The following is a 19,833-nucleotide window of genomic DNA, read 5'->3' on the forward strand; positions in this document are numbered from 1 at the left end:
ACGACGCGGGTGAGGCGGTCGCATGAGTCGCTCTTCCACGCCGGGTTCCCCGGCCGGGCGCCCGGCCGGGCCGTACGGTAACCGAGCGCGATCGTTCGACTACCCGCAGGACGAGGAGCTGGACGAGGTCGTGCTCGACCCGGCCCTCGCCACCAGCCCCGGGCACGGTCGCGTCGGCGTCTTCCAGCCGCCCCGGCCGGCGGCGCCCCGCCCGCCCGGGCCCGAGCAGCGGGTCCCGCCGACCGGCGACAGCGCCGACATCGACTCGCCCTTCCTCGACCTGTTCGGCGGGGCACAGCCCAGCGCGCGACGCCAGCCCGCGGCCCGTTCCGGCCCGCCGGCCCCGGCCGAGCCGACCCCGGTGGTGGCGCCCCCGCGCCGCGGCGTGGGCCGGGACGCCCTGCCGATCCCGCACCAGCACGCCACTCCGGCCGAGCCGGCCCCGACCGAACACCGGTCCGGCGGAGCCCCGGAGGGCGCGCCGCCGGCGCCCCGGTTCCGGGACGGCACGGCCGGCGTACGGCAGGTGTCCCGGGCCCGGGCGGTCCCCGAGCTCGACGCGGCGCCGTCCCGCGCCGCCGCACCGGCGGACGCCCAGCGCCCGCAGGCCCGGCCCGTCGGGCCGCCGGCCCAGCCGCCGGCCCTCGACGCGGGGCCCGCCGCTCGACCGCAGGTGCCGCACCAGCCCGGCGACCGGCTGCCCGTGCTCCGGTCCACCACCGAGCCGGAGCAGGCCGACCCCGAGCCGCCCGCCGAGCGGCCCGGCCGCCGCGGCAACCGGCGCGCGGCGGAGGCGGCCCGGGCCGCGGGGCGCGAGGTGGCCACCGCGCCGAGCCGCGACGTGGCCCCGCCCCGGCAGCGGTCCCCGGAGCGGAGCGGGCGGCCGGCCAAGCCGGTCCGCCCCCCGAAGATCAAGTTCGGTGACCGCGACCCGTCCGTCGAGCTGGCCATCACCGAGATCGCCGGTCACCTGACCTTCACCCCCAACACCGTCACCGCCTGGTACTGGCTGCCCGAGGTGCGCTGGGCGTTCCGCCCCGACGCCGAACGGGAGGCGCTGCTCTCCGCGATCTCCGAGCAGTACGCCGGCCTGGCCGGCTTCCGGCTGCACCTGCGCCGGACCACCCGGCCGTTCCCGGCCGACGAGTGGGCCCGCACCGTCGACGCGCACACCGTCGCGCCGCTGCCCGACGTGCCCGGCACGCCGGGCTGGGCCGACCACCTGGTGGCCGCCCAGCGGCACCTGATGGCCGTCAACCACGCCGAGGGGCAGACCTACCTCGGGGTTACCTTCGCCCGCCGCTCCCTCGGCGACTCGCTCACCGAGCGGCTGCTGCGCGCCTTCGGCCGGGGCACCGCCGACGGCGAGCGCCGCAAGCTGGGCCGCACCGTCGAACAGTTCGACGAGGTGCTCGGCGCGTTCGGCATGCGCGGCCGCCGGGTCACCGCCCAGGAGCTGGAGTGGCTGCTCTACCGCTCGGTCGCGCTCTGCATGGCGCCGCCGGGCGCCCTCTCCCCGATCACCAACGGCCGGTGGGAACGTGGCGATCTGCTCGCCCTCACCGAACAGGTGGAGCGCTACCGCACCCCGTACGGGTCGACGGTGAAGCTGGTCAACCGGATGACCGGCGAGGAACGGCACGTGGCCGTGCTCGCCGTCGGCCGGATGGAGCCGCTGGAGATCCCCGAGCGGCACGAGCCCTGGCTGCACTTCCACGAGCGGCTGCCGTGGCCGATGGAGCTCTCCACCCGGGTGGACATCCTCGGCCCGGGCGACTCCTTCCGGAACCTCGAGCACCGGCTCCGGATGATCCGGTCCCAGCAGCTCGACTACGCCGAGCACGGCATCGACGCCCCGCCCGAGCTGGAGCGGCTCGCCAAGCGTGCCCTGGTGATCGGCGACGAGATGACCACCGGCCTGCCGGTCGACTCGGCACGGGCGCACGGCTGGCACCGGATCGCGGTGGGCGGCCGGACCCGCGAGGAGTGCCTGGAGCGGGCCCGCCGCCTCATCCAGCTCTACTCCCGCGAGCTGCGGATCTCGCTCCAGCACCCGAAGAACCAGGACTGGTTGGCCCGCGAGTTCATCCCCGGCGAGCCGATCGCCAACACCGGCTACGTCCGGCGGATGCCGGTCAACCTGCTCGCCGCAGCGCTGCCGCAGGCCGCCTCCACGGTCGGCGACCGGCGCGGCGACCTGATCGGCCGGACCGCCGGCACCTGCCGCCGGCCGGTCTTCCTCGACCTGCACTTCCCGATGGAGGTACGCGAGCGCTCCGGCCTCGCCGTCTTCGTCGCCGAGCCGGGCGGTGGCAAGTCCACCCTGCTCGGCGCGCTCGGCTACCTCGCCGCCCGGCGCGGCGTGCAGGTGACCCTGCTCGACCCGTCCGGCCCGCTGGCCCGGCTCTGCGCGATGCCCGAGCTGGCTCCGTACTCGCGCGTGCTCAACCTGACCGGTTCCGAGCAGGGCACCCTGGCCCCGTACGCGCTGATCCCGACGCCGCTGCGCAGCGAGTTCAGCACCGGCGCGGCCGGCGACCGGGAGTTCGAGATCGCGGTCTCCAACGCCCGCGCCGAACGGCGCATGCTGGTGCAGGACATCTGCATGATGCTGGTGCCGCCGCAGGTTGCCCGGGAGGCGTCGACCGCCACCCTGTTCCGGCACGCCGTACGCCAGGTGCCGGCGGAGGAGACGTCCACCCTGGACGACGTGGTGACGACCCTGCAGGGGCTGGACGACGACGCCGGCCGGGAGCTGGCCAACCTGCTGCTGGACACCGCCGAGATGCCGCTCGCCATGCTCTTCTTCGGCCGGCCGCCGGAGGGGCTGCTCGGCGCCGACGCGGCGCTCACCGTGATCACCATGGCCGGGCTCCGGCTCCCCGACCTCAAGATCGAGCGCGAGTACTGGTCGGCGGAAGAGGCCCTGGCCCTGCCGATGCTGCACACCGCGCACCGACTCGCCGTCCGGCGCTGCTACGGCGGCTCGATGTCCTCGCGGAAGCTGGTCGGCCTGGACGAGGCGCACTTCATGGAGGGCTGGCGCTCCGGCCGGTCGTTCCTGGTCCGGCTCGCCCGCGACTCCCGCAAGTGGAACCTGGCCGCCCTCGTCGCCTCGCAGAACCCGAAGGACATCCTCGGCCTCGACGTGCAGAACCTGGTCTCCACCGTCTTCGTCGGCCGGATCGCCGAGGACTCCGAGATCGCCTCCGAGGCGCTGCGGCTGCTCCGGGTGCCGGTCAACGACGGGTACGAGGCAACCCTGGCCTCGCTGTCCCAGGCCGACAGCGGCTCGGCCGCCCGGCTCGGCTTCCGCGAGTTCGTGATGCGCGACGTCGACGGGCGCGTGCAGAAGGTCCGGGTCGACGTGTCGTACGTCGACGGGCTGCTGGAACACCTGGACACCACCCCCGCCGCGGTCGCCCGCGCGGCCGGGCAGCTGCCGACCCTGGCTGATCTGGAGGCGTGACATGGCGCGGGCCCGGGCACGGATCGCGGCGCTCCTCCTCGCGCTCGGCGTACTCGCCGGGGCCACCATCGGCTGGCCACTGGTCGGGGCGACACCCGCGTACGCCGCCACCCCGGTCGCCCAGGCCCGGGCCGCCGAGCTGTGCAGCACCACGGAGTGGCAGGCCGACTTCCGCGCCTGCGTCGCCAAGCTCAAGGAGGTCAGCCAGGACCAGGTCGAGTGCCGCAACGCGCCGGTCCCCGGCGCGCCGGACTCCGGCCTCGCCGGCTGGTTCGCCTCCCGTCCGGACTCCGCCAAGCTCCCCGGTCCCAAGGGCCTCTACAGCGACTACGGGTACGCCGGATACAGCTACACCACGTACGACGTCGACGGCGGCTGCGCCTCGTCCGTGCTCCACCCCGACTACCGCTTCACCACCATGGTGGCCAACGGCGAGTTCATGTTCGCCAACGCGGTGATCGGGGCGTCGAACGCCCTGCGCGAGCGGGCCTGGGATCCCCGGTCGATGTGGAGCTGGGCGGACCCGCTGGTGGAGCAGGCGACGAAGGCCGTCTACCAGAAGGTGTTCAGCGTCTTCGGCATCATCACGCTCTGCGTCGTCGGTCTCTACCTGCTCTGGCGGTCGCGCCAGTCGGACATGAGCAACGCCATGACCACGGCCGGGTGGGCGGTGCTGGTGATGGTGGCGGTGACCGCCCTCGCCGCCTGGCCGGTGAAGTCGGCCAACGTCGCCGACAACACCCTGATCACCTCGCTCAGCGTGGTCCATGACGCCGTCGGCCCGGCGTCGAAAACCATCCCGCCGGACAGATGCGCGCTGCCGAACCCGGATGCGTGCGTGGACAAGCGCCCCCCGGCGGTGCGGGCCAGCGACACCGCCACCGAGACCATGCTCTACCGGAACTGGCTGCGGGGTGTGCTCGGCTCGGCCGACAGCGAGACCGCCAAGAAGTACGGTCCGGCGCTCTACGACGCCAAGTCGCTTACTTGGGATGAAGCGGAGTCGATCCGGTCCAACCCAAAGACTCGCGACGTCGTCATCAAGTCCAAGCAGCAGCAGTGGGCCCGGGTCGCCGAGCAGATCAAGACCGAGGACCCGGAGGCGTACGAGTACCTCCAGGGCACCCGCGACATGGATCGGATCGGGGCGGGTTTCATCGCGGTGCTCGCCTCGCTGCTCTTCGCCATGTTCGACCTGACCGCGTCGCTGCTGGTGCTGCTCGGCTTCCTGATCTTCCGGTGGGCGGTGATCGCCGCACCGATCCTCGGCACCGTCGGCCTGATGAGACCGGCGAGCGCCGGCCTGCGCCGGCTGGCGAACGCCGTGGTGGCGGCCGTCTTCAACATCGCCATCTTCGGCACCGGCGCGGCCATCTACCTGTTCGCGGTCGATCTCATCATGAACACCCCCAGCCTGCCCGGCTGGCTCCAGGTGGTCCTGGTCTGGCTCTGCGGCGTGGTGGGCTGGCTGCTGCTCCGGCCGTACCGGCGAATCACCCAGCTCGGCGGCAAGGACAGCAGCGAGGCGATCAGTTCGGCCGGGTCCTGGCACCGCCGGTTCTTCCGGGACATGCGGGTGGCCGCCCGGCTGGACGTCGTCGAGCCCGGCGGCACCGCCGAGCCGGCGATCGGCCAGCGGCGGGGTGTGCCGCTCGACCAGAGCAGCCTGCGACCCGAGGCCCGGCACGAGGACCCGTCGCACGCCGCCACGGTCACCGAGCGCCGGCGACCGGACGGGCGGGAACGGGCCGACGACGCCCCGACGCCCGAGCGGTCGGGCGACCGTCGCGCCACCGCGCCCCGGCCCCGCCGGGAGCCCACCTGGACCGAGCCGGACGTGCCCGAGGCGGCCCCCTCCTTCGCGGTCTACCGGCCGGACTCTGCCGACCGCACGCCGGCCCGACCGGCTCCCCGCGTGCGGTCCGAGGCGCGGTGAGGCCCGATGCGTCGCGCGCTGGAGTTCCTGGTCACCCGGATCCTGCGGTCCCGGCTCGGGGTCGCGCTCGTGATCGCCGTCGTGGTCTTCGGGGTGATCGGCGCGGCCCGGCTGGTCTCCGGGCCGATCGACCCGACCGCCGGCCTCAGCAACCGACCGCGGGAACCGATCAGCACGGTCGACCCGGAGGCCGGTGACGACGGGGTGCTGTCCAGCCCGACGTCGGTGCCCTCGCCGAGAACGCGTTCCGGCGAGCCGACCCCGGAGCAGACGGCCGGCCGGTTCACCACCGCCTGGCTGAGCGGCCCGGGCAGCAGCGGAGAGGAGTGGCTGGCCCGGCTGAAGCCGTTCTCCACCCCGGCGCTCGCCGAGAAGCTGGACGGCGCGGACCCCGAACGCGTCCCGGCCCAGCGGGTGACCGGCCAGGTGACGCTGCGAGCCCGGACGGAGTCCTTCGTGCAGGCGCTGATCCCCCTCGACAACGGTCAGCTCCGGCTCGACCTGGTGGCCCCCGACGGCCGGTGGCTGGTGGACGCGATCGACTGGGAGCGGCAGTGAGCGCGCCGCCGGACAGCACGCCGCGTCGGAAGCTGCGGCTCGGCGTCCTGGCCACCGCGCTCACCGCGGTGCTCGCCCTGCTCTGCTGCGTCGGTGGCGCGGGTGCCTTCTTCCTCACCGAGCTGGGCAACCAGGAGAAGGACGGGGCGGCCCTCGGCGGCGGCTGCAACCTCGGGCGGCGGGTGAACATCACCGGGGACATGCCGCGCTTCGCGGAGTACGGCGAGGGGCAGTTGCGCAACGCCGCCGTGATCATCAAGGTCGGCCAGGACATGAAGGTGCCCGCCCGCGGCTGGGTCATCGCGCTGGCCACCGCCATGCAGGAGTCCGCGCTGCGCAACCTCGCCAACAGCACGGAGCCGGCCTCGCTCGGGCTGCCGCACGAGGGGGTCGGCTCGGACCACGACTCGCTGGGCCTCTTCCAGCAGCGGCCCGGCTGGGGCAGCGTCGAGCAGCGGATGACGCCCTCGTACGCGGCCGGGAAGTTCTACGACAAGATGGTCCGGGTGCCGAACTGGGAGCAACGGCCGCTGACCGTGGTGGCGCAGCGGGTCCAGGTCAGCGCCTTCCCCGACGCGTACGCGAAGCACGAGGAGTTGGCCGGGCGGATCGTCGACGCGCTCGCCGGCGGCGCCGCCCGCACCGTGCAGATCGCCGGCCGGGCGGTCTGCGACGCCGCCCGGGGCACCCGGATCGCCGCCTCCGGCTGGACTGCCCCGCTGCCCGGCGGGATCGTCTCCGGCTTCCGCACCACCGAACGCCCCGCCCACAACGGCGTCGATCTCGCCGCGGGCAAGCGCACTCCGATCCACGCCGCCTCGGCGGGGCGGGTGCTGGTGGCCCGCTGCGACCCCGACCACTCCGGCCGGCGGGACTGCGACCGCGACGGCTGGCCGGGCAAGGGCGGCTGCGGCTGGTTCGTGGACATCCTGCACGCCGGCGGGTACATCACCCGCTACTGCCACATGATCGAGCGGCCGCAGGTGGTCCCGGGGCAGATGGTCGACGCCGGCCAGGTGATCGGCCTCTCCGGCACCAGTGGGAACTCCTCCGGACCACACCTGCACTTCGAGGTGCACGTGGACAGCGACCGGTCCAGCCGGGGCGCGATCAACCCGGTGCAGTTCATGCGCGACCGCGGCGCACCGCTCTCCGGCGCCCAGTGAGGCCGCCGGCCCATGAGCAACCCGCTGCCCGACCCCTTCGCGGATCAGCCCGACTGGGCGCCGCTCCCGCCGCGACCGATCGAGGTCGTCCCCGCCACCGGCCGGGTCGAGCTGCGCGGCCGGCGGGTGCTGGTCGGCCTGCCCGGCCTCGGCTGGCGCGGTGACCTGCGCGCCGACGAGCGGGTGGTGCAGGGCAGCCGCACGTACGTGCCGGTCATCCCGGAGCTCGAGTGGTACCGGGCCGAGTCGGAGCAGGTCGAGGTCTTCGCACCGCTGGTGCCGGTGGAGCGGGTCTGGGTGGAGACCGTCGGCGAGCGCCGGTCGTCGAGCCGGTCACCCGAGTCGGGCATCCGGCTGGTCTCCCTCGACGCGCCGGCGCGTCGCGCGCCCACCCCGGTCTTCGAGGCGGACTCGGTCACCGGCCGGCGCGTCGTGCACGTGACCGGGACGACCGAGCGGCGCGACCTCCGCGCGGTGACCGAGACCTACTCCGGCGCGGACGGGGACATCTGCGTCCGGGTGGCCCCGGAACTGGAGTGGTACCGCTGGGCCTGGCGTGGACAAGCGCCGAGCACGCTGGAGGTCCCGGTCCACCTGCTCTGGATCGAGTGAGACGGCCTTACCCAGCGCGTTGAGCCGTACAGACCCCCCAACCGTCACCCCGTCTCGTCTCGAACCGCCAGCCCTGCCGATCGCTCTGTGAGATCCCGTCGACCAAGGCCGAAATGATGAGATCGACCTTGACCACGGCGACATCTCCCGACTGTTGAGCGCTCAGCGGGCCCCAGCTCACCGAGATGGTCGTGTCGAATCTCTTCTCGCGCGCCACGAGATCATCGCGAAGTGCCCGCAGGCTGTCGAGGTTCGTCGTGCCCTCGCAGGTGAACTCCTGCGCCTTCGTGTCGTTGCGGTCAACCAGTAGGGCCTGGATGTAATTGGCCACCACGACGTCGGGGGCACTGCGGTCGGGGGCGGTTGCGCGGTCGTACAGCACGAACCCGACCACCGCCCCGGTGCCGCAGAGCAGCGCCAGCACCCCGGCGACGATCGCGAGAACCGTCCGCAGCCGCCGGCGCGGACGCTCGGGCGCCGGAGCCGGCGCGGGGGGCGCCAACTGCTCGGGCGGGGTCCGCTGCACCGGTACGCGGGAGACCTGGGAACCGGCGGGGGGCTGCACTGATTCCACCTCCTGAGGCTATCGGCTACGCGCCGCGTACCCAATGCCTCGGATCTGGCGGATCTGCGGCCATGATTCGGCCTCCGCGCCGCCAGGCGGCCCTCCGTCCGAATGAGGGCCGTGGCGAACCGCCGGGGTTGACGCCGCCCGGCACGGCCCTGGTCGGGTCCGTGCCGGGCGGTCGTGCCGTGCCCGCGGTCAGGTCAACCGGTACACCCGGATGGTCTCCTGCTCCACGGTGTTGCCGGCGTCGTCCCGGGCGGTCGCCTTCAGCGAGACGAACCCGGTGGTGGACCGGAGGGTGGCAGCCCAACCCCCGTCACCGGCCGCGGCGAGGCTCACCGGCTGCCAGGTCACGCCGTCGTCGTAGGAGGCGCTGAGCGTGGCGGCGGTCGGCGTGCCGGCGCCCACGACCCCGGCGACGTGCGAGGCGACCAGGCCGATCTTCTGCTGGCTGCCGGCCCGCACCGCCCCGGTCAGGTCGGTGTCGATCCGGTAGCCGAGCTGGAGCAGCGGCAGCAGCGCCCGCTCCCCGACGGCCGGCCGCGCGGAGCGGAAGGTCCAGGCGGTCCGGGTGCGGGTGGAGGTCACCCACGGGTCTGCGGGCCGGGTGTTGTCCTGCTCGAAGCGATACTCGGCCGCGCCGTCGGTGGCGGGCACGCTCGTCTGGACGGCCTGGTAGGTGGACTCCCGGCCGACCTGCATGCCGTTCTGGTAGAGCCGGGACCGCACGATGCTGACCCCGTCGCCCACCGCGTCGGTGATGCCGGCGTCGCCACTGGACGTCAGGACGTTGACCGCGAGGAAGTCCCCGTGCGGTACGGGTACCAGTAGCCGGGGCCGAGCCGCGGCCGGGTGACCGGGCCGAACCAGCTCCGCGCGACGTGCTCCCCGGGCCGGTACGTCACCCGGTCGTGCCGCTGCTCCCAGCCGGGCGGCCGCCCGCGCCGCCGGTGAGGAGATCCGGATCGCGGAGAGGCTGCCGTTGAAGCTGTTCATCGTGGACCGGGAGATCGCCATCGTCCCGCTGATCAGCTCGTCGGACGTGGCCACCACCGGGGCGCTGCTGGTGCGCCAGAGCGGCCTGCTGGACGCCGCCCTCATCGCGCTCTTCGAGCTGGTGTGGACGGCGGCCACCGAGGTCACCGTCTCGGCGGAGGGCTTTTCCGGGACCGGCGTGGACGACCTGGACGTGCAGATCCTGACCCTGCTGCTCACCGGGTTGACCGACCAGGCGGTGGCCGGTCACCTGCGGACGTCGCTGCGGACCGTGCAACGCCGGGTCCGCCGGCTGATGGACCTGGCCCGGGTGCAGACCCGGATGCAGCTCGGCTACCAGGCGGCCCGGCTGGGCTGGCTGCCGGGTGAGCCGGCTCACCGCCGGGGGTAAAGACCGGCGCAGCGCCGACGGACATCCCCGAGGTCGGGCCCCGGCTGGGATACCGTCACAGCTCGGGGAGGGAATGTCGGCCTCGGAAAGAGAGGTGGACGCGATGGCGAGTCCGAAGGCGCGAGCCGGCCGGGCCGCCGTCCTGCACCGGCGGGCGGAGGCGGTCGCGACGGCCGCCGCCGGCATCCTCGACGAGATCCGGCCCGCCCCCGCCGACCACCACCGGCAGTACGAGCTGGCCGAGCGGCTGCGGACGGCGGCGGCCCTCGCCGCGCCCGGCTGGGCGGGCGCCGCGCTGGACAGCCTGGCCGTGGCGAGCCCGCCCGGCGACGGCCCGCCGCCCCTGGTCCGGGTGGGCACCGCCGCGCCGCTGGACGACGCCCGGTTCCCAGCGCTGGTGCCGTTGCTCGGCAGTGGACACCTGGCCGTCGACACCGATGCCGGCGACCCCCGGGTGGCTGGCCTGCTCCGGGCCCTCCTGCTGCGCCTCCTCGCCGCCACCCCGGCCGGGGCCCTGCTGGCCCGGGTGGTCGACGGCACCGGTTCGGGCATCTTCGCGGGCTTCGCACCGCTGGCCGACGCGGGCCTGCTGCCACCGCCCGCGACCGACCTGGCCGGGCTGCGGGCGGTCCTCGCCGAGGCCGAGCAGTGGGTGGCCGCGGGCTCGGCCCGGCCGCGCGGGCACGATCGCACGCTGCTCGTGGTGGTGGCCGCACTGCCGGACGGCACCGCCCCGTCCGACCTGGACCGGATCGAGGACCTGGCGGCCCGGGGGCACCGGGCCGGGCTGCACCTGGTGGTGGCGGGCTGGCCGGGCGACGCGTCGCTGCCGCAGGCCACCACCGTCGCGGTGCGCACCGCGTACGCGCTGGTCGGCGATCCGCCCGGCGCCGCGCTCGGCAGCCCCGGGGCGGAGCCGCCGGGCGGGTTGAACTCCCCGGTCTTCGTCGAGGAGGACCCGCCGGCGGAGTTGGTCACCGGAGTCTGCCGCCGGTTGGCCCGACAGATCGAGGACGGCTCCCGGCTCACCCTGACCGACCTGCTGCCGGCCGGCGACCTCTGGCCGGAGGGCTCCGCCGACGGGCTCGCCACCATGGTCGGCGACGCCGCCGGCCGGCCGGTCAGCCTCGGCTTCACCGAGCTGACCCCGCACTGGCTGGTCAGTGGCCGGTCCGGGGCGGGCCGCTCGGCGTTCCTCACCAACGTGCTGTTCGGGCTGGCCGCCCAGTACGGCCCCGACGAGCTGGTCGTCCACCTCGCCGACCTGGCCGAGGGCGAGTCCTTCGTGGAGTTCCTCCAGACCGAGCGGGACCGCTCCTGGGTGCCTCAGGTCCGGACCGCCGGGATGACCGCCGACCGCGAGTACGTGGCGGACCTGCTCGGCGAGCTGGAGGCGGAGCTGCGCCGCCGCGAGGAGGCGGGCCGGCGGGCCGGCGGCCAGCGGTACGCGGAGCTGCGCCAACACCAGGCGCTGCCCCGGATCGTCTGCGTGATCGACAACTTCCCGCTGCTGCTGCCCGAGCGGGACCGGCTCACCACCGACCTGCTGGCCCGGCTGGACGGGCTGGCCCGGGCCGCCCGGGCGTACGGGATCCATCTGGTCCTGGCCGGCGAGGGTGACCTCGGCATCGGCGGACCGCGCGATCCGCTGCTCGGCCAATTCCCGGTCCGGGTGGCGCTGCCCGGCGGCGCGGCGGTGCTGGAGCCGGCGAACGACGCGGCGGCCGGGCTGCCGGTGGGCAGCGCGGTGGTGAACACGGCCGGCGGGCTCGGCGGCCCGCGCGGGGCGACCCGCGGCCACGAGCGGATGATCCGGTTCCCGGATCCGCACGACGAGCCGGAGGTCCTCGCCGACCTGCGACACCGGCTCTGGTCGGCCCGTCCGGAGGGAGCCACCCCGCCGGTGGTCTTCGCCGGGTACGCGCAACCGCTGCTCGCCAACGACCCGCTCCACCGGGCCGCGCTGGCCGGCCGGGCGAACACGCCGGCCGCCCTGCTCGGCCGGGCGGTGGACGTGCACCGCTCCACGGTGGCCGTGCCGCTCGGGCCGGCGGCCGGCCGGAACCTGGCCGTGCTGGGCCGGAACGAGGAGGCGGAGCGACTGCTGGTCACGGCGGCCCGGAGCACCGCGGTGCAGCACGGCCCCACCCGGTTCGTGCTGGCGCCGCTGGCCAACGGCTCGGCCGGGCCGGCGGCGGCGCTCGCCACCGAACTGGCCGAGCGGCACGAGGTGGCGACGGTGGACGTCGCCGGGCTGCGCGCCGCCCTGGCCGGAGACGACCCGGGCTACCTGGTGGTGTTCGGGCTGGACGTGCCGGACGGCACCGAACTGCCGCCCGAGCTGCTGCGGACGCTGCTGCTGGAGGGTCCGCCGGCCGGGCGGCACCTGCTCGGCTGGTGGCGGTCGGTCGCGCCGCTGGCCGGGCTGGTCGGTCCCGAGGGCGAGGTGGACAAGCTGACCGCCGTGGTGGTGACGGACGTGCCGGGCGGCCGGTTGGAGCAGCTCTTCGACCGGCCCGTGTCGTGGCGGCCGCGGCCCGGGCGGGCGGTGCTCTGGGACGGCCCGGGCGAGCAGGGCCGGGTCCTGGTTCCGTTCGGGGAGGCGGCGGCGTGAACGAGACGGGCACGGCCGTACCAGCGCCCCGGGCGGGCCGGCCCACGAGCGGGGCCGACCCGGTCGAGACGGCCTGGGCCGACTACGTCGCCGCAGCCCGGCAGCTCGACGGGGTACGCCGGGCCGCAGCGACCGCCGCGACCGAGCAGGCCCGGTCGGTGGCGGCGGCCCGCGAGGAGCTGACCGCCGTGCGGGAGCGGCTCGCCCCGCAGCAGTCCCGGCTGCGGGAGTTGGGCGTACCGGCGATCTCGCTGGTGCCGACGCCGCCCGAGGTGACCGAGTCGGCCCGGCCGATGGCGGGCGGGCCGGCGGCCGTGCTGGCCGCCCTGCGCAGCGCCCGGGGCTGGGCGGAGTCGGCGGACGTCACGCTCGCCGCCCGGGGCCTGCCCCGGCTGGCCCGCTGGCCGGCACGCCCCCGCAACCTGCTGGTGTACGGGCCGCTGGCGCTGCTGGTCCCGCTGGTCCAGCTGCTGCTCTTCGCCGGCACCGGCGCCGGCCCGGTCAGCATCGCGGCGCTGGTGGTGGGGCTGCCGATGCCGGCGGTCGCGTTCATGGTCGGCTGGCTGGCGGTGGGCCGGCTGTTCCGGCCCCGCCCGGCGGACCGGGTGGACCGCACGCCCCGCTTCGGCGCGCTGGTCTGCCTGGTCCCGGCGGTGCTGGCCACCGCCGGGCTGGTTCTCGCGATGTTCCCCGGCTGACCGCCGACACGCCGACGGCCCCCGCTCGGGGAGCGGGGGCCGTCTGGCGGTACGGGTCAACGCGGGATGATCAGGGACATCGCCTCGGCGCGCGACTTGGCGTCGCGCTGGAAGGTGCCCCGGACCGCGGAGGTGATCGTCTTCGCGCCGGATTTCTGGATGCCGCGCATCGCCATACACATGTGCTCGCACTCGAGCACCACCACGACGCCGCGCGGGGCCAGCCTGCTCATCAGCAGGTCGGCGATCTGCGAGGTGAGCCGCTCCTGCACCTGCGGCCGGCGGGCGAAGACCTCGACCAGCCGGGCCAGCTTGGACAGCCCGGTGATCCGGCCGTCCGGCCCGGGGATGTAGCCGATGTGCGCGCTGCCCCGGAACGGCAGCAGGTGGTGCTCGCAGAGGCTGGTCACGTCGATGTCCCGGACCAGCACCAGCTCTTCGTGGTTGGCCTCGAAGGTGGTGCTGAGCACCTGCGCCGGGTCCACCCGCAGGCCGGCGAAGAGCTCGGCGTACGCGCGGGCGACCCGGGCCGGGGTCTGCTGGAGGCCGTCCCGGTCCGGGTCCTCTCCGACGGCGATGAGGATCTCCCGGACCGCCTTCTCGATCCGGGCCAGGTCGACCGTCTCCTCCACCGGGCGCCCGGTCAGCTTGCCGCTGATCAGGCGCGCGGCGACGAAGTCGAGGCCGTCCTCGTCGGGCTCGGTCGCGGAGACGGCCAGCTCCCGGTCCCGGGAGCTGGCCGTCGGGTCGCTGCTCAGTGGTTACCGTCCGAGTTGTTCGCCGACGGGGCACTGCCGCCGACCGCGGCGCCGTCGGCCTCGGCCTGCGCCTTCAGCGCCTCCTTCTCGGCGGGGGTGAGCACGGGCGGCTCGGTGGACGGCTGGCGCTTGCCGAAGCCGTGGTACGGGGCCATCGGCGGGCGCTTCGCCACCCGGGCGCAGATCCGGGCCATGTCGGCGGTGGAGAGGGTCTCCTTCTCCATCAGCTCGAGCACGATGTTGTCCAGGACGTCCCGGTATTCCACCAGGATCTCCCAGGCCTCGTCGTGGGCCAGCTCGATCAGCGCCCGCATCTCGGCGTCGATCTCGGCGGCCACCGTGTCGGAGTAGTCCCGCTCGTGGCCCATGTTGCGGCCGAGGAACGGCTCGTCGCCGCTGGTGCCGTACTTGATCGCACCGAGCTTGGAGCTCATGCCGTACTGGGTGATCATCGCCCGGGCCAGCTGGGTGGCCTTCTCGATGTCGTTGCCGGCGCCGGTGGTGGGCTCGTGGAAGACGAGCTCCTCGGCGGCCCGGCCACCCAGCGCGTACGCCAGGGTGTCGATCATCTCGGCCCGGGTCTGGGTGTACTTGTCCTCGGTCGGCAGGACCAGGGTGTGGCCCAGCGACCGGCCCCGGGACAGGATCGTCACCTTGTGCACCGGCGCGGCGTGCGGCAGCGCCCAGGCGACCAGCGCGTGCCCACCCTCGTGGTACGCGGTGATCTTCTTCTCCTGGTCGCTCATCACCCGGGTCCGGCGCTGCGGACCGGCGATCACCCGGTCGATCGACTCCTCCAGGGAGTCGTTGGTGATCGCCCGCTGGTCCTTGCGGGCGGTGAGCAGCGCGGACTCGTTGATCACGTTGGCCAGGTCGGCGCCGCTGAAGCCCGGGGTACGCCGGGCGACCGAGTCGAGGTCGACGTCGGGCGTGAACGGCTTGCCCTTGGCGTGCACCCGCAGGATGGCCTTGCGACCCTCCATGTCGGGGGCGTCGACCGGGATCTGCCGGTCGAACCGGCCCGGGCGCAGCAGCGCCGGGTCGAGGATGTCCGGCCGGTTGGTGGCGGCGATCAGGATGACGCCGCCCTTGGTGTCGAAGCCGTCCATCTCGACCAGGAGCTGGTTGAGGGTCTGCTCCCGCTCGTCGTGGCCGCCGCCCATGCCGGCGCCACGGTGCCGGCCGACGGCGTCGATCTCGTCGACGAAGACGATCGCCGGCGCGTTCGACTTGGCCTGCTCGAAGAGGTCGCGGACCCGGCTGGCGCCGACACCGACGAACATCTCGACGAAGTCCGAGCCGGAGATGGAGTAGAAGGGCACCCCGGCCTCGCCGGCGACGGCGCGGGCGAGCAGGGTCTTACCGGTACCGGGCGGGCCGAAGAGCAGCACGCCCTTCGGGATCTTGGCGCCCAGGGCCTGGTACTTCGCCGGGTTCTGCAGGAAGTCCTTGATCTCGTGCAGTTCCTCGACGGCTTCGTCCGCCCCGGCCACGTCGGCGAAGGTGGTCTTCGGCGTGTCCTTGGTGATCATCTTGGCCTTGGACTTGCCGAAGTTGAGCACCCGGGAGCCGCCGCCCTGCATCTGCGACATGAAGAACAGCAGCAGGAGCACGAGCAGCGCGATCGGGAGGAGGTTGACCAGCAGGCTCACCCAGATGCTGTCCGACGACACCTTGGTGTCGACCGGACCGCTGATCCGGCTGGCCCCCTTGGCCTCCTGAACCTGGTTCCAGACCTGGCCGCCGACCTCGTAGGGGAACTGCGCCTCGATCTTGTCGGTGGTGGTGTCGTCGAACTTGGCCTTGTCCTTCAGGTCGAGCTGGAGCGTCTGCTCCTTGTCCTGGAAGACGACCTTCTCGATGCCACCCTTGCTGAGCTGTTCGAGCGCAACGGAAGTGTCCACCCGGTGGTAACTGGGACCAGCGGTGAACAGTTGACTGAGCACAACGGCGCCGAGGATGACCAGGATGATCCAGACCACCGGTCGGCGGAAGAAACGCGTACGTTCCATGCTGTCGTCGGGCGCCGAGACGCCCGCATCCTCCTGATCGACGTCCTGACCGTCTGAATGGTGTCGCCGCCTCGGGCGGCGGCCGCAGCCGCCGTGCGGGCCGGCCCCGACCCCGAGACGCGCCAACTGCCGCGCCGCGGTCATTCGACGGTACACCGTTCGTGCCAGATGCGAGCTTGCGAGCCCGGCACTTACGCGTACGGCGAACCGAGGTTTGAGCCGGCGTGCCGGGAGCTCCCCACCCGACCTCCCGACCGCCCGGTCACGCGGACGAGGGGTCGGGCGTGGAGGGTGCCTCCACGTCACCGGCCTCTACCGTAGTCCGAAAGGCTGAGAGTCCGCTGAACGTCCGCTTGACGGATGCACCGGCCGATCAGGCGCGGGCGTAGACCTCGGGCTTGAGGACGCCGACGTAGGGCAGCTCGCGGTAGCGCTCGCCGAAGTCGAGGCCGTAGCCGACGACGAACTCGGTCGGGATGTCGAAGCCGACGTACTTCACCGGCACCTGCACCTTCACCGCGTCCGGCTTGCGGAACAGGGCGACCACCTCGACGCTGGCCGCGGAGCGCGACTCCAGGTAGCGCAGCAGCCAGGAGAGGGTGAGGCCGGAGTCGACGATGTCCTCCACGACCACCACGTGCCGGCCGGCGATGTCCCGGTCCAGGTCCTTCAGGATGCGGACCACGCCCGAGGAGGTGGTGCCCTGGCCGTACGAGGAGACGGCCATGAACTCGAGTTCGGCGGGCGGCCCCTGACGGCCCAGCGCCCGGGCGAAGTCGGCCATGAACATGACCGCGCCCTTGAGCACGCAGACGAGCAGGAGTCCGTCCTCGACGTGCGCGTAGTCCGCCGAGACCTGCTTGGCCAGTTCCGCGGTCTTGTCGCGGATCTGCGCCTCGGAAATGATCACGTGGTCGATGTCGGCGTCGTACCAGGAGCCGTCAGCCATGCTCCTAGCCTGCCGTACGCCCGCTGGCCTCCGTCGGCGGGGCCGCCCCTTTTGGCGCGGTCCCGCCGGGGATTTTCGGTGCGCAAGGAGCAAATCACCTCAGCAGGTGCGGGAGCGCCAACGGTGCCCGTCGTCGGTCGGCTTCCAGTCGGCCGAGTCCCGGCTGTCGGCGGTGATCCCGAGGCCGCTCGCGGCACCCAGGAGCAGCAGGAAGAGAACAAGCAGCAAGACGATCATGGCGGCGCTCGCTTTCGCGTGGTTGATGTCTGTTTCGCCGCCGGTGCGCACCGGACTGAACCCAGTCTGCGGCCCGCCGCGCCGCCCGGACAGTGGCAGGAAAGCCAGTGGGCATCGATTTCCTGCCACCTCCGGGGTTACCCTCGTCACATGCTCCGATCCGTGGCCGTCGTGGCCCTCGATGACGTCGCCGCGTTCGAACTCGGCGTGCTCGCCGAGGTCTTCGGCACCGACCGCACCGCCGACGGCTTCCCCGGCTACCGGTTCGACGTCTGCACCGCGGACGGCCGGCCGGTCCGCAGCCGCTCCGGCTTCCTGCTCACCCCGCACGCCGACCTGACCCCCCTGGCCGACGCGGACCTGGTCGCCGTGCCCGCGCACGCCGACGGAGCGGCCGTGCCAGCACCCGTCCTGGACGCGCTGCGCCGGGCCGCCGACCGGGGCGCCTGGCTGCTCAGCGTCTGCGCCGGCGCGTTCGTGCTCGGCGAGGCGGGGCTGCTCGACGGGCGGGACTGCACCACCCACTGGCGGCACGTCGACGAGCTGCAACAGCGGTTCCCGGCCGCCCGGGTGCGGTGCAACTCGCTCTACGTGCAGGACGGCCGCCTGCTGACCAGCGCCGGCACCGCCGCCGGGATCGACGCCTGCCTGCACCTGGTCCGCCAGGAGCACGGCTCGGCCGTCGCCACCCGGCTGGCCCGGCGGATGGTCGTGCCGCCGCACCGCGACGGCGGCCAGTCCCAGTACGTCGAGGCGCCGATCCCCAGGGCGCCGGAGGCGCCCACCCTGGAGCCGGTGCTGGAGTGGTTGATGGGCCACCTGGACCGGACGCTCACCGTGGACGAGTTGGCCGCCCGGGCCGGGATGGCCCCGCGGACCTTCGCCCGCCGGTTCCGCGCCGAGACCGGCACCACCCCACACGACTGGCTGACCAACCAGCGGGTGCTGCTGGCCCGGCGGCTGCTGGAGGAGACCCGGCTGAGCGTGGAGAGCGTCGCCGACCAGGCCGGCTTCGGCGACGCCGCCGCGCTGCGGCACCACTTCACCCGGCGGGTGGGCACCACCCCGCACGCCTACCGGACCACCTTCCGGGAACGCGTCGAGGCCTGATCACCAGCCCAGCATCGCCCCGTCGACCCGGGACTCCGACCCGGCGACGTACCCGCCGGAGGGGTGGCGCCAGATCGCCTGCCCGTACCCGAAGGCGGCCGGCTGGTCGGCGACGACGACCTCGTGCCCGCGGGCCCGGAGACCGGCGACCAGGCGCGGGTCCAGCTCGGGCTCGACCAGCACGATCCGCCCGGCGTGCCAGTACCAGCGCGGGGTGTCCAGCGCGGCCTGCGGATCGCGCCCGGCGTCCAGGGTCGCCGAGACGAGCTGCACGTGCCCCTGCGGCTGCATGTGCCCGCCCATCACCCCGAACGGGCCGACCGGGGCGCCGTCCCGGGTCAGGAAACCCGGGATGATCGTGTGGTACGGCCGCTTCGCCGGCCCCACCACGTTCGGGTGCTCCGGGTCGAGCCGGAAGCCGAGACCCCGATTCTGCAACGCGAAGCCGTGGCCGGGCAGCACCACGTGCGACCCGAAGGCCAGGTAGGTCGACTGGATCAGGCTGACCATCATGCCGCCGGAATCGGCGGTACAGAGATAGACGGTGCCGCCGCGTTCCGGCTCACCGGCCACCGGCTCGCTCGCCTCGTCGGTGACCAGCACCCGGCGGCGCGCCGCGTAACCCGGGTCGAGCAGGGCTTCCGTCGGCACCGGCGAACGCTCCGGGTCGGCGACGTACGCGTGCGCGTCGGCGAAGCCGAGCTTCGTCGCCTCGATCTGCCAGTGCAGCCGCTCCTCGGGCGACAGCGCGGCCAGGTCCACCCCGTCGAGGATCTGCAGCGCCAGCAGCGCCGCGATCCCCTGCCCGTTCGGCGGCAGCTCCCACACCTCGTGCCCGCGGTACCGGACGCTGCCGGGGTCGACCCAGGTCGAGCGGTGCCGGGCGAGGTCGTCACCGGTCAGGAAACCACCGGTCCGGGCGGCGTGGGCGTCGATCGCGGCAGCGATCCGGCCCCGGTAGAAGTCCTCCGCCCGGCTCTCGGCGATCCGGCGCAGCGTCCCGGCCGCGTCCGGGTTGCGCCACCGCTCGCCCGGCCCGGGAGCCCGGCCGTCCACGGTGAACACCCGGTCGAACTCGGCGAACTCCGCCCCCGCCAGACCCGCGTGCCCGGCGACGCCGTACGCCCAGGTGGCGGCGGTGCCGGGGGCGACCGGGAAGCCCCGCTCGGCGTACCCGATCGCGTCGGTGAACAGCTCGGCGAAGGGCAGCGAGCCGAACCGCTCGTGCAGGTCCCGCCAACCGGCCGGAGCGCCCGGCACGGTGACCGGAAGCCAGCCCCGGGCCGGCATCGCCGGTCCGGCCGCCTGCGCCCCGCCGAGCGCCTCGACCGGCTCCGCGCCCCGCCGGTCCGTGGCCGCCAGCACGATCTCGCGGGTCAGTGCCGCCGGGGAGCGCCCGGAAGCGTTCAACCCGTGCAGCCGCTCGCCGTCCCAGACGATCGCGAAGAGGTCACCGCCGATGTCGTTGGAGGGCGACTGCACCACGGTCAGGGTGATCGCGGTGGCCAGCGCGGCGTCGACGGCGTTGCCGCCGCGGCGCAGCACGGCCAGGCCCGCGGCCGCCGCGAGCGGCTGGCTGGTCGCGACGGCGCCGTTGGGGGCCAGCAGGGGCTGTCGGGGGTACGCCATGCGCCCCTGTCTACCGCCTCCGCCGGCTCCCGGCGACCCCTCACGGCGCAGGGTGCGACTCACCGCGTCCCGGGCCGACGGCCGACGCCCGGGGTGCCGCGATCCGGCGTATCCGGCGGGCTGGATACCC

The 19,833-nt window shown here is 74.1% G+C and carries 16 protein-coding genes; 9 read left to right on the forward strand and 7 right to left on the reverse strand.

Annotation, left to right across the window (positions count from 1 at the left end):
* Positions 1-22: 22 nt before the first annotated feature.
* Genes ACZ6S5_RS11385 through ACZ6S5_RS11405 form a run of 5 tightly spaced genes read left to right on the forward strand, consistent with a single transcriptional unit; the run spans position 23 to position 7,741 of the window.
* Positions 23-3,469, forward strand: a complete 3,447-nt coding sequence (locus tag ACZ6S5_RS11385) for an ATP-binding protein (protein WP_465999889.1) — start codon at positions 23-25, stop codon at positions 3,467-3,469.
* Position 3,470: 1 nt separating this feature from the next.
* Positions 3,471-5,405: an MFS transporter gene (locus tag ACZ6S5_RS11390; RefSeq protein ID WP_465999890.1), complete on the forward strand. Its 1,935-nt coding sequence runs from the start codon at positions 3,471-3,473 to the stop codon at positions 5,403-5,405.
* A gap of 6 nt (positions 5,406-5,411) precedes the next feature.
* Complete coding sequence (locus ACZ6S5_RS11395; RefSeq protein ID WP_465999891.1) at positions 5,412-5,963, forward strand: hypothetical protein; 552 nt, start codon at positions 5,412-5,414, stop codon at positions 5,961-5,963.
* Positions 5,960-7,129, forward strand: a complete 1,170-nt coding sequence (locus ACZ6S5_RS11400; protein ID WP_465999892.1) for a M23 family metallopeptidase — start codon at positions 5,960-5,962, stop codon at positions 7,127-7,129. Before ACZ6S5_RS11395 ends, ACZ6S5_RS11400 begins: the two co-directional genes overlap by 4 nt.
* A gap of 12 nt (positions 7,130-7,141) precedes the next feature.
* Positions 7,142-7,741, forward strand: coding sequence for a hypothetical protein (locus ACZ6S5_RS11405; protein ID WP_465999893.1), 600 nt, complete (start codon positions 7,142-7,144; stop codon positions 7,739-7,741).
* 7 nt (positions 7,742-7,748) lie between these two features.
* On the opposite strand, the gene ACZ6S5_RS11410 is transcribed toward ACZ6S5_RS11405, so the two are convergent.
* Together ACZ6S5_RS11410 and ACZ6S5_RS11415 are read right to left on the reverse strand one after the other, a co-directional pair.
* Positions 7,749-8,306 (reverse strand): hypothetical protein, encoded by a 558-nt coding sequence (locus ACZ6S5_RS11410; protein WP_465999985.1) that lies wholly within the window; start codon positions 8,304-8,306, stop codon positions 7,749-7,751.
* Positions 8,307-8,504: 198 nt separating this feature from the next.
* A complete protein-coding gene (locus ACZ6S5_RS11415; protein WP_465999894.1) occupies positions 8,505-9,326 on the reverse strand; it encodes a hypothetical protein in 822 nt (273 codons plus the stop codon).
* On the opposite strand from ACZ6S5_RS11415, the gene ACZ6S5_RS11420 reads away from it, so the two are divergent.
* The 3 genes from ACZ6S5_RS11420 (at position 9,307) to ACZ6S5_RS11430 (ending at position 13,008) form a co-directional block, all read left to right on the forward strand.
* Positions 9,307-9,696 carry a hypothetical protein gene (locus tag ACZ6S5_RS11420; RefSeq protein ID WP_465999895.1) on the forward strand — a complete coding sequence of 130 codons (390 nt, stop codon included), beginning with the start codon at positions 9,307-9,309 and terminating at the stop codon, positions 9,694-9,696. The genes ACZ6S5_RS11415 and ACZ6S5_RS11420 overlap by 20 nt on opposite strands.
* A gap of 94 nt (positions 9,697-9,790) precedes the next feature.
* The gene (locus ACZ6S5_RS11425) at positions 9,791-12,310 is read left to right on the forward strand and encodes an FtsK/SpoIIIE domain-containing protein (RefSeq protein WP_465999896.1); all 2,520 of its coding nucleotides are present in this window, start codon (positions 9,791-9,793) and stop codon (positions 12,308-12,310) included.
* Positions 12,307-13,008 (forward strand): hypothetical protein, encoded by a 702-nt coding sequence (locus ACZ6S5_RS11430; RefSeq protein WP_465999897.1) that lies wholly within the window; start codon positions 12,307-12,309, stop codon positions 13,006-13,008. Before ACZ6S5_RS11425 ends, ACZ6S5_RS11430 begins: the two co-directional genes overlap by 4 nt.
* Before the next feature lie 56 nt (positions 13,009-13,064).
* On the opposite strand, the gene folE is transcribed toward ACZ6S5_RS11430, so the two are convergent.
* The 4 genes from folE to ACZ6S5_RS11450 form a co-directional block, all read right to left on the reverse strand.
* Entirely contained in the window at positions 13,065-13,727 is a 663-nt protein-coding gene (gene folE / locus ACZ6S5_RS11435) for a GTP cyclohydrolase I FolE (RefSeq protein WP_465999986.1), read from the reverse strand.
* A gap of 35 nt (positions 13,728-13,762) precedes the next feature.
* Positions 13,763-15,778, reverse strand: coding sequence for an ATP-dependent zinc metalloprotease FtsH (ftsH, locus tag ACZ6S5_RS11440; protein WP_465999898.1), 2,016 nt, complete (start codon positions 15,776-15,778; stop codon positions 13,763-13,765).
* 373 nt (positions 15,779-16,151) lie between these two features.
* Complete coding sequence (hpt, locus tag ACZ6S5_RS11445) at positions 16,152-16,727, reverse strand: hypoxanthine phosphoribosyltransferase (protein WP_465999899.1); 576 nt, start codon at positions 16,725-16,727, stop codon at positions 16,152-16,154.
* A 99-nt stretch (positions 16,728-16,826) separates the two neighbouring features.
* A complete protein-coding gene (locus ACZ6S5_RS11450) occupies positions 16,827-16,964 on the reverse strand; it encodes a hypothetical protein (RefSeq protein WP_465999900.1) in 138 nt (45 codons plus the stop codon).
* A 150-nt stretch (positions 16,965-17,114) separates the two neighbouring features.
* Here ACZ6S5_RS11450 and ACZ6S5_RS11455 point away from each other — a divergent pair, with 150 nt between their 5' ends.
* Entirely contained in the window at positions 17,115-18,074 is a 960-nt protein-coding gene (locus ACZ6S5_RS11455) for a GlxA family transcriptional regulator (RefSeq protein WP_465999901.1), read from the forward strand.
* Here the strand turns inward: ACZ6S5_RS11455 and ACZ6S5_RS11460 are convergent, their stop codons facing one another.
* Entirely contained in the window at positions 18,075-19,703 is a 1,629-nt protein-coding gene (locus tag ACZ6S5_RS11460; RefSeq protein WP_465999902.1) for a gamma-glutamyltransferase family protein, read from the reverse strand.
* Positions 19,704-19,833 lie beyond the last annotated feature (130 nt).

It is taken from the genome of Micromonospora sp. NPDC051924 (assembly GCF_055586005.1).

Coding starts and splice junctions, on each gene's coding strand:
- ACZ6S5_RS11385 (WP_465999889.1), top strand. CDS start 23: ATGAGTCGCTCTTCCACGCCGGGTTCCCCGGCCGGGCGCCCGGCCGGG.
- ACZ6S5_RS11390 (WP_465999890.1), top strand. CDS start 3,471: ATGGCGCGGGCCCGGGCACGGATCGCGGCGCTCCTCCTCGCGCTCGGC.
- ACZ6S5_RS11395 (WP_465999891.1), top strand. CDS start 5,412: ATGCGTCGCGCGCTGGAGTTCCTGGTCACCCGGATCCTGCGGTCCCGG.
- ACZ6S5_RS11405 (WP_465999893.1), top strand. CDS start 7,142: ATGAGCAACCCGCTGCCCGACCCCTTCGCGGATCAGCCCGACTGGGCG.
- ACZ6S5_RS11415 (WP_465999894.1), bottom strand. CDS start 9,326: ATGGCGATCTCCCGGTCCACGATGAACAGCTTCAACGGCAGCCTCTCC.
- ftsH (WP_465999898.1), bottom strand. CDS start 15,778: ATGGAACGTACGCGTTTCTTCCGCCGACCGGTGGTCTGGATCATCCTG.
- hpt (WP_465999899.1), bottom strand. CDS start 16,727: ATGGCTGACGGCTCCTGGTACGACGCCGACATCGACCACGTGATCATT.
- ACZ6S5_RS11450 (WP_465999900.1), bottom strand. CDS start 16,964: ATGATCGTCTTGCTGCTTGTTCTCTTCCTGCTGCTCCTGGGTGCCGCG.
- ACZ6S5_RS11455 (WP_465999901.1), top strand. CDS start 17,115: ATGCTCCGATCCGTGGCCGTCGTGGCCCTCGATGACGTCGCCGCGTTC.
- ACZ6S5_RS11460 (WP_465999902.1), bottom strand. CDS start 19,703: ATGGCGTACCCCCGACAGCCCCTGCTGGCCCCCAACGGCGCCGTCGCG.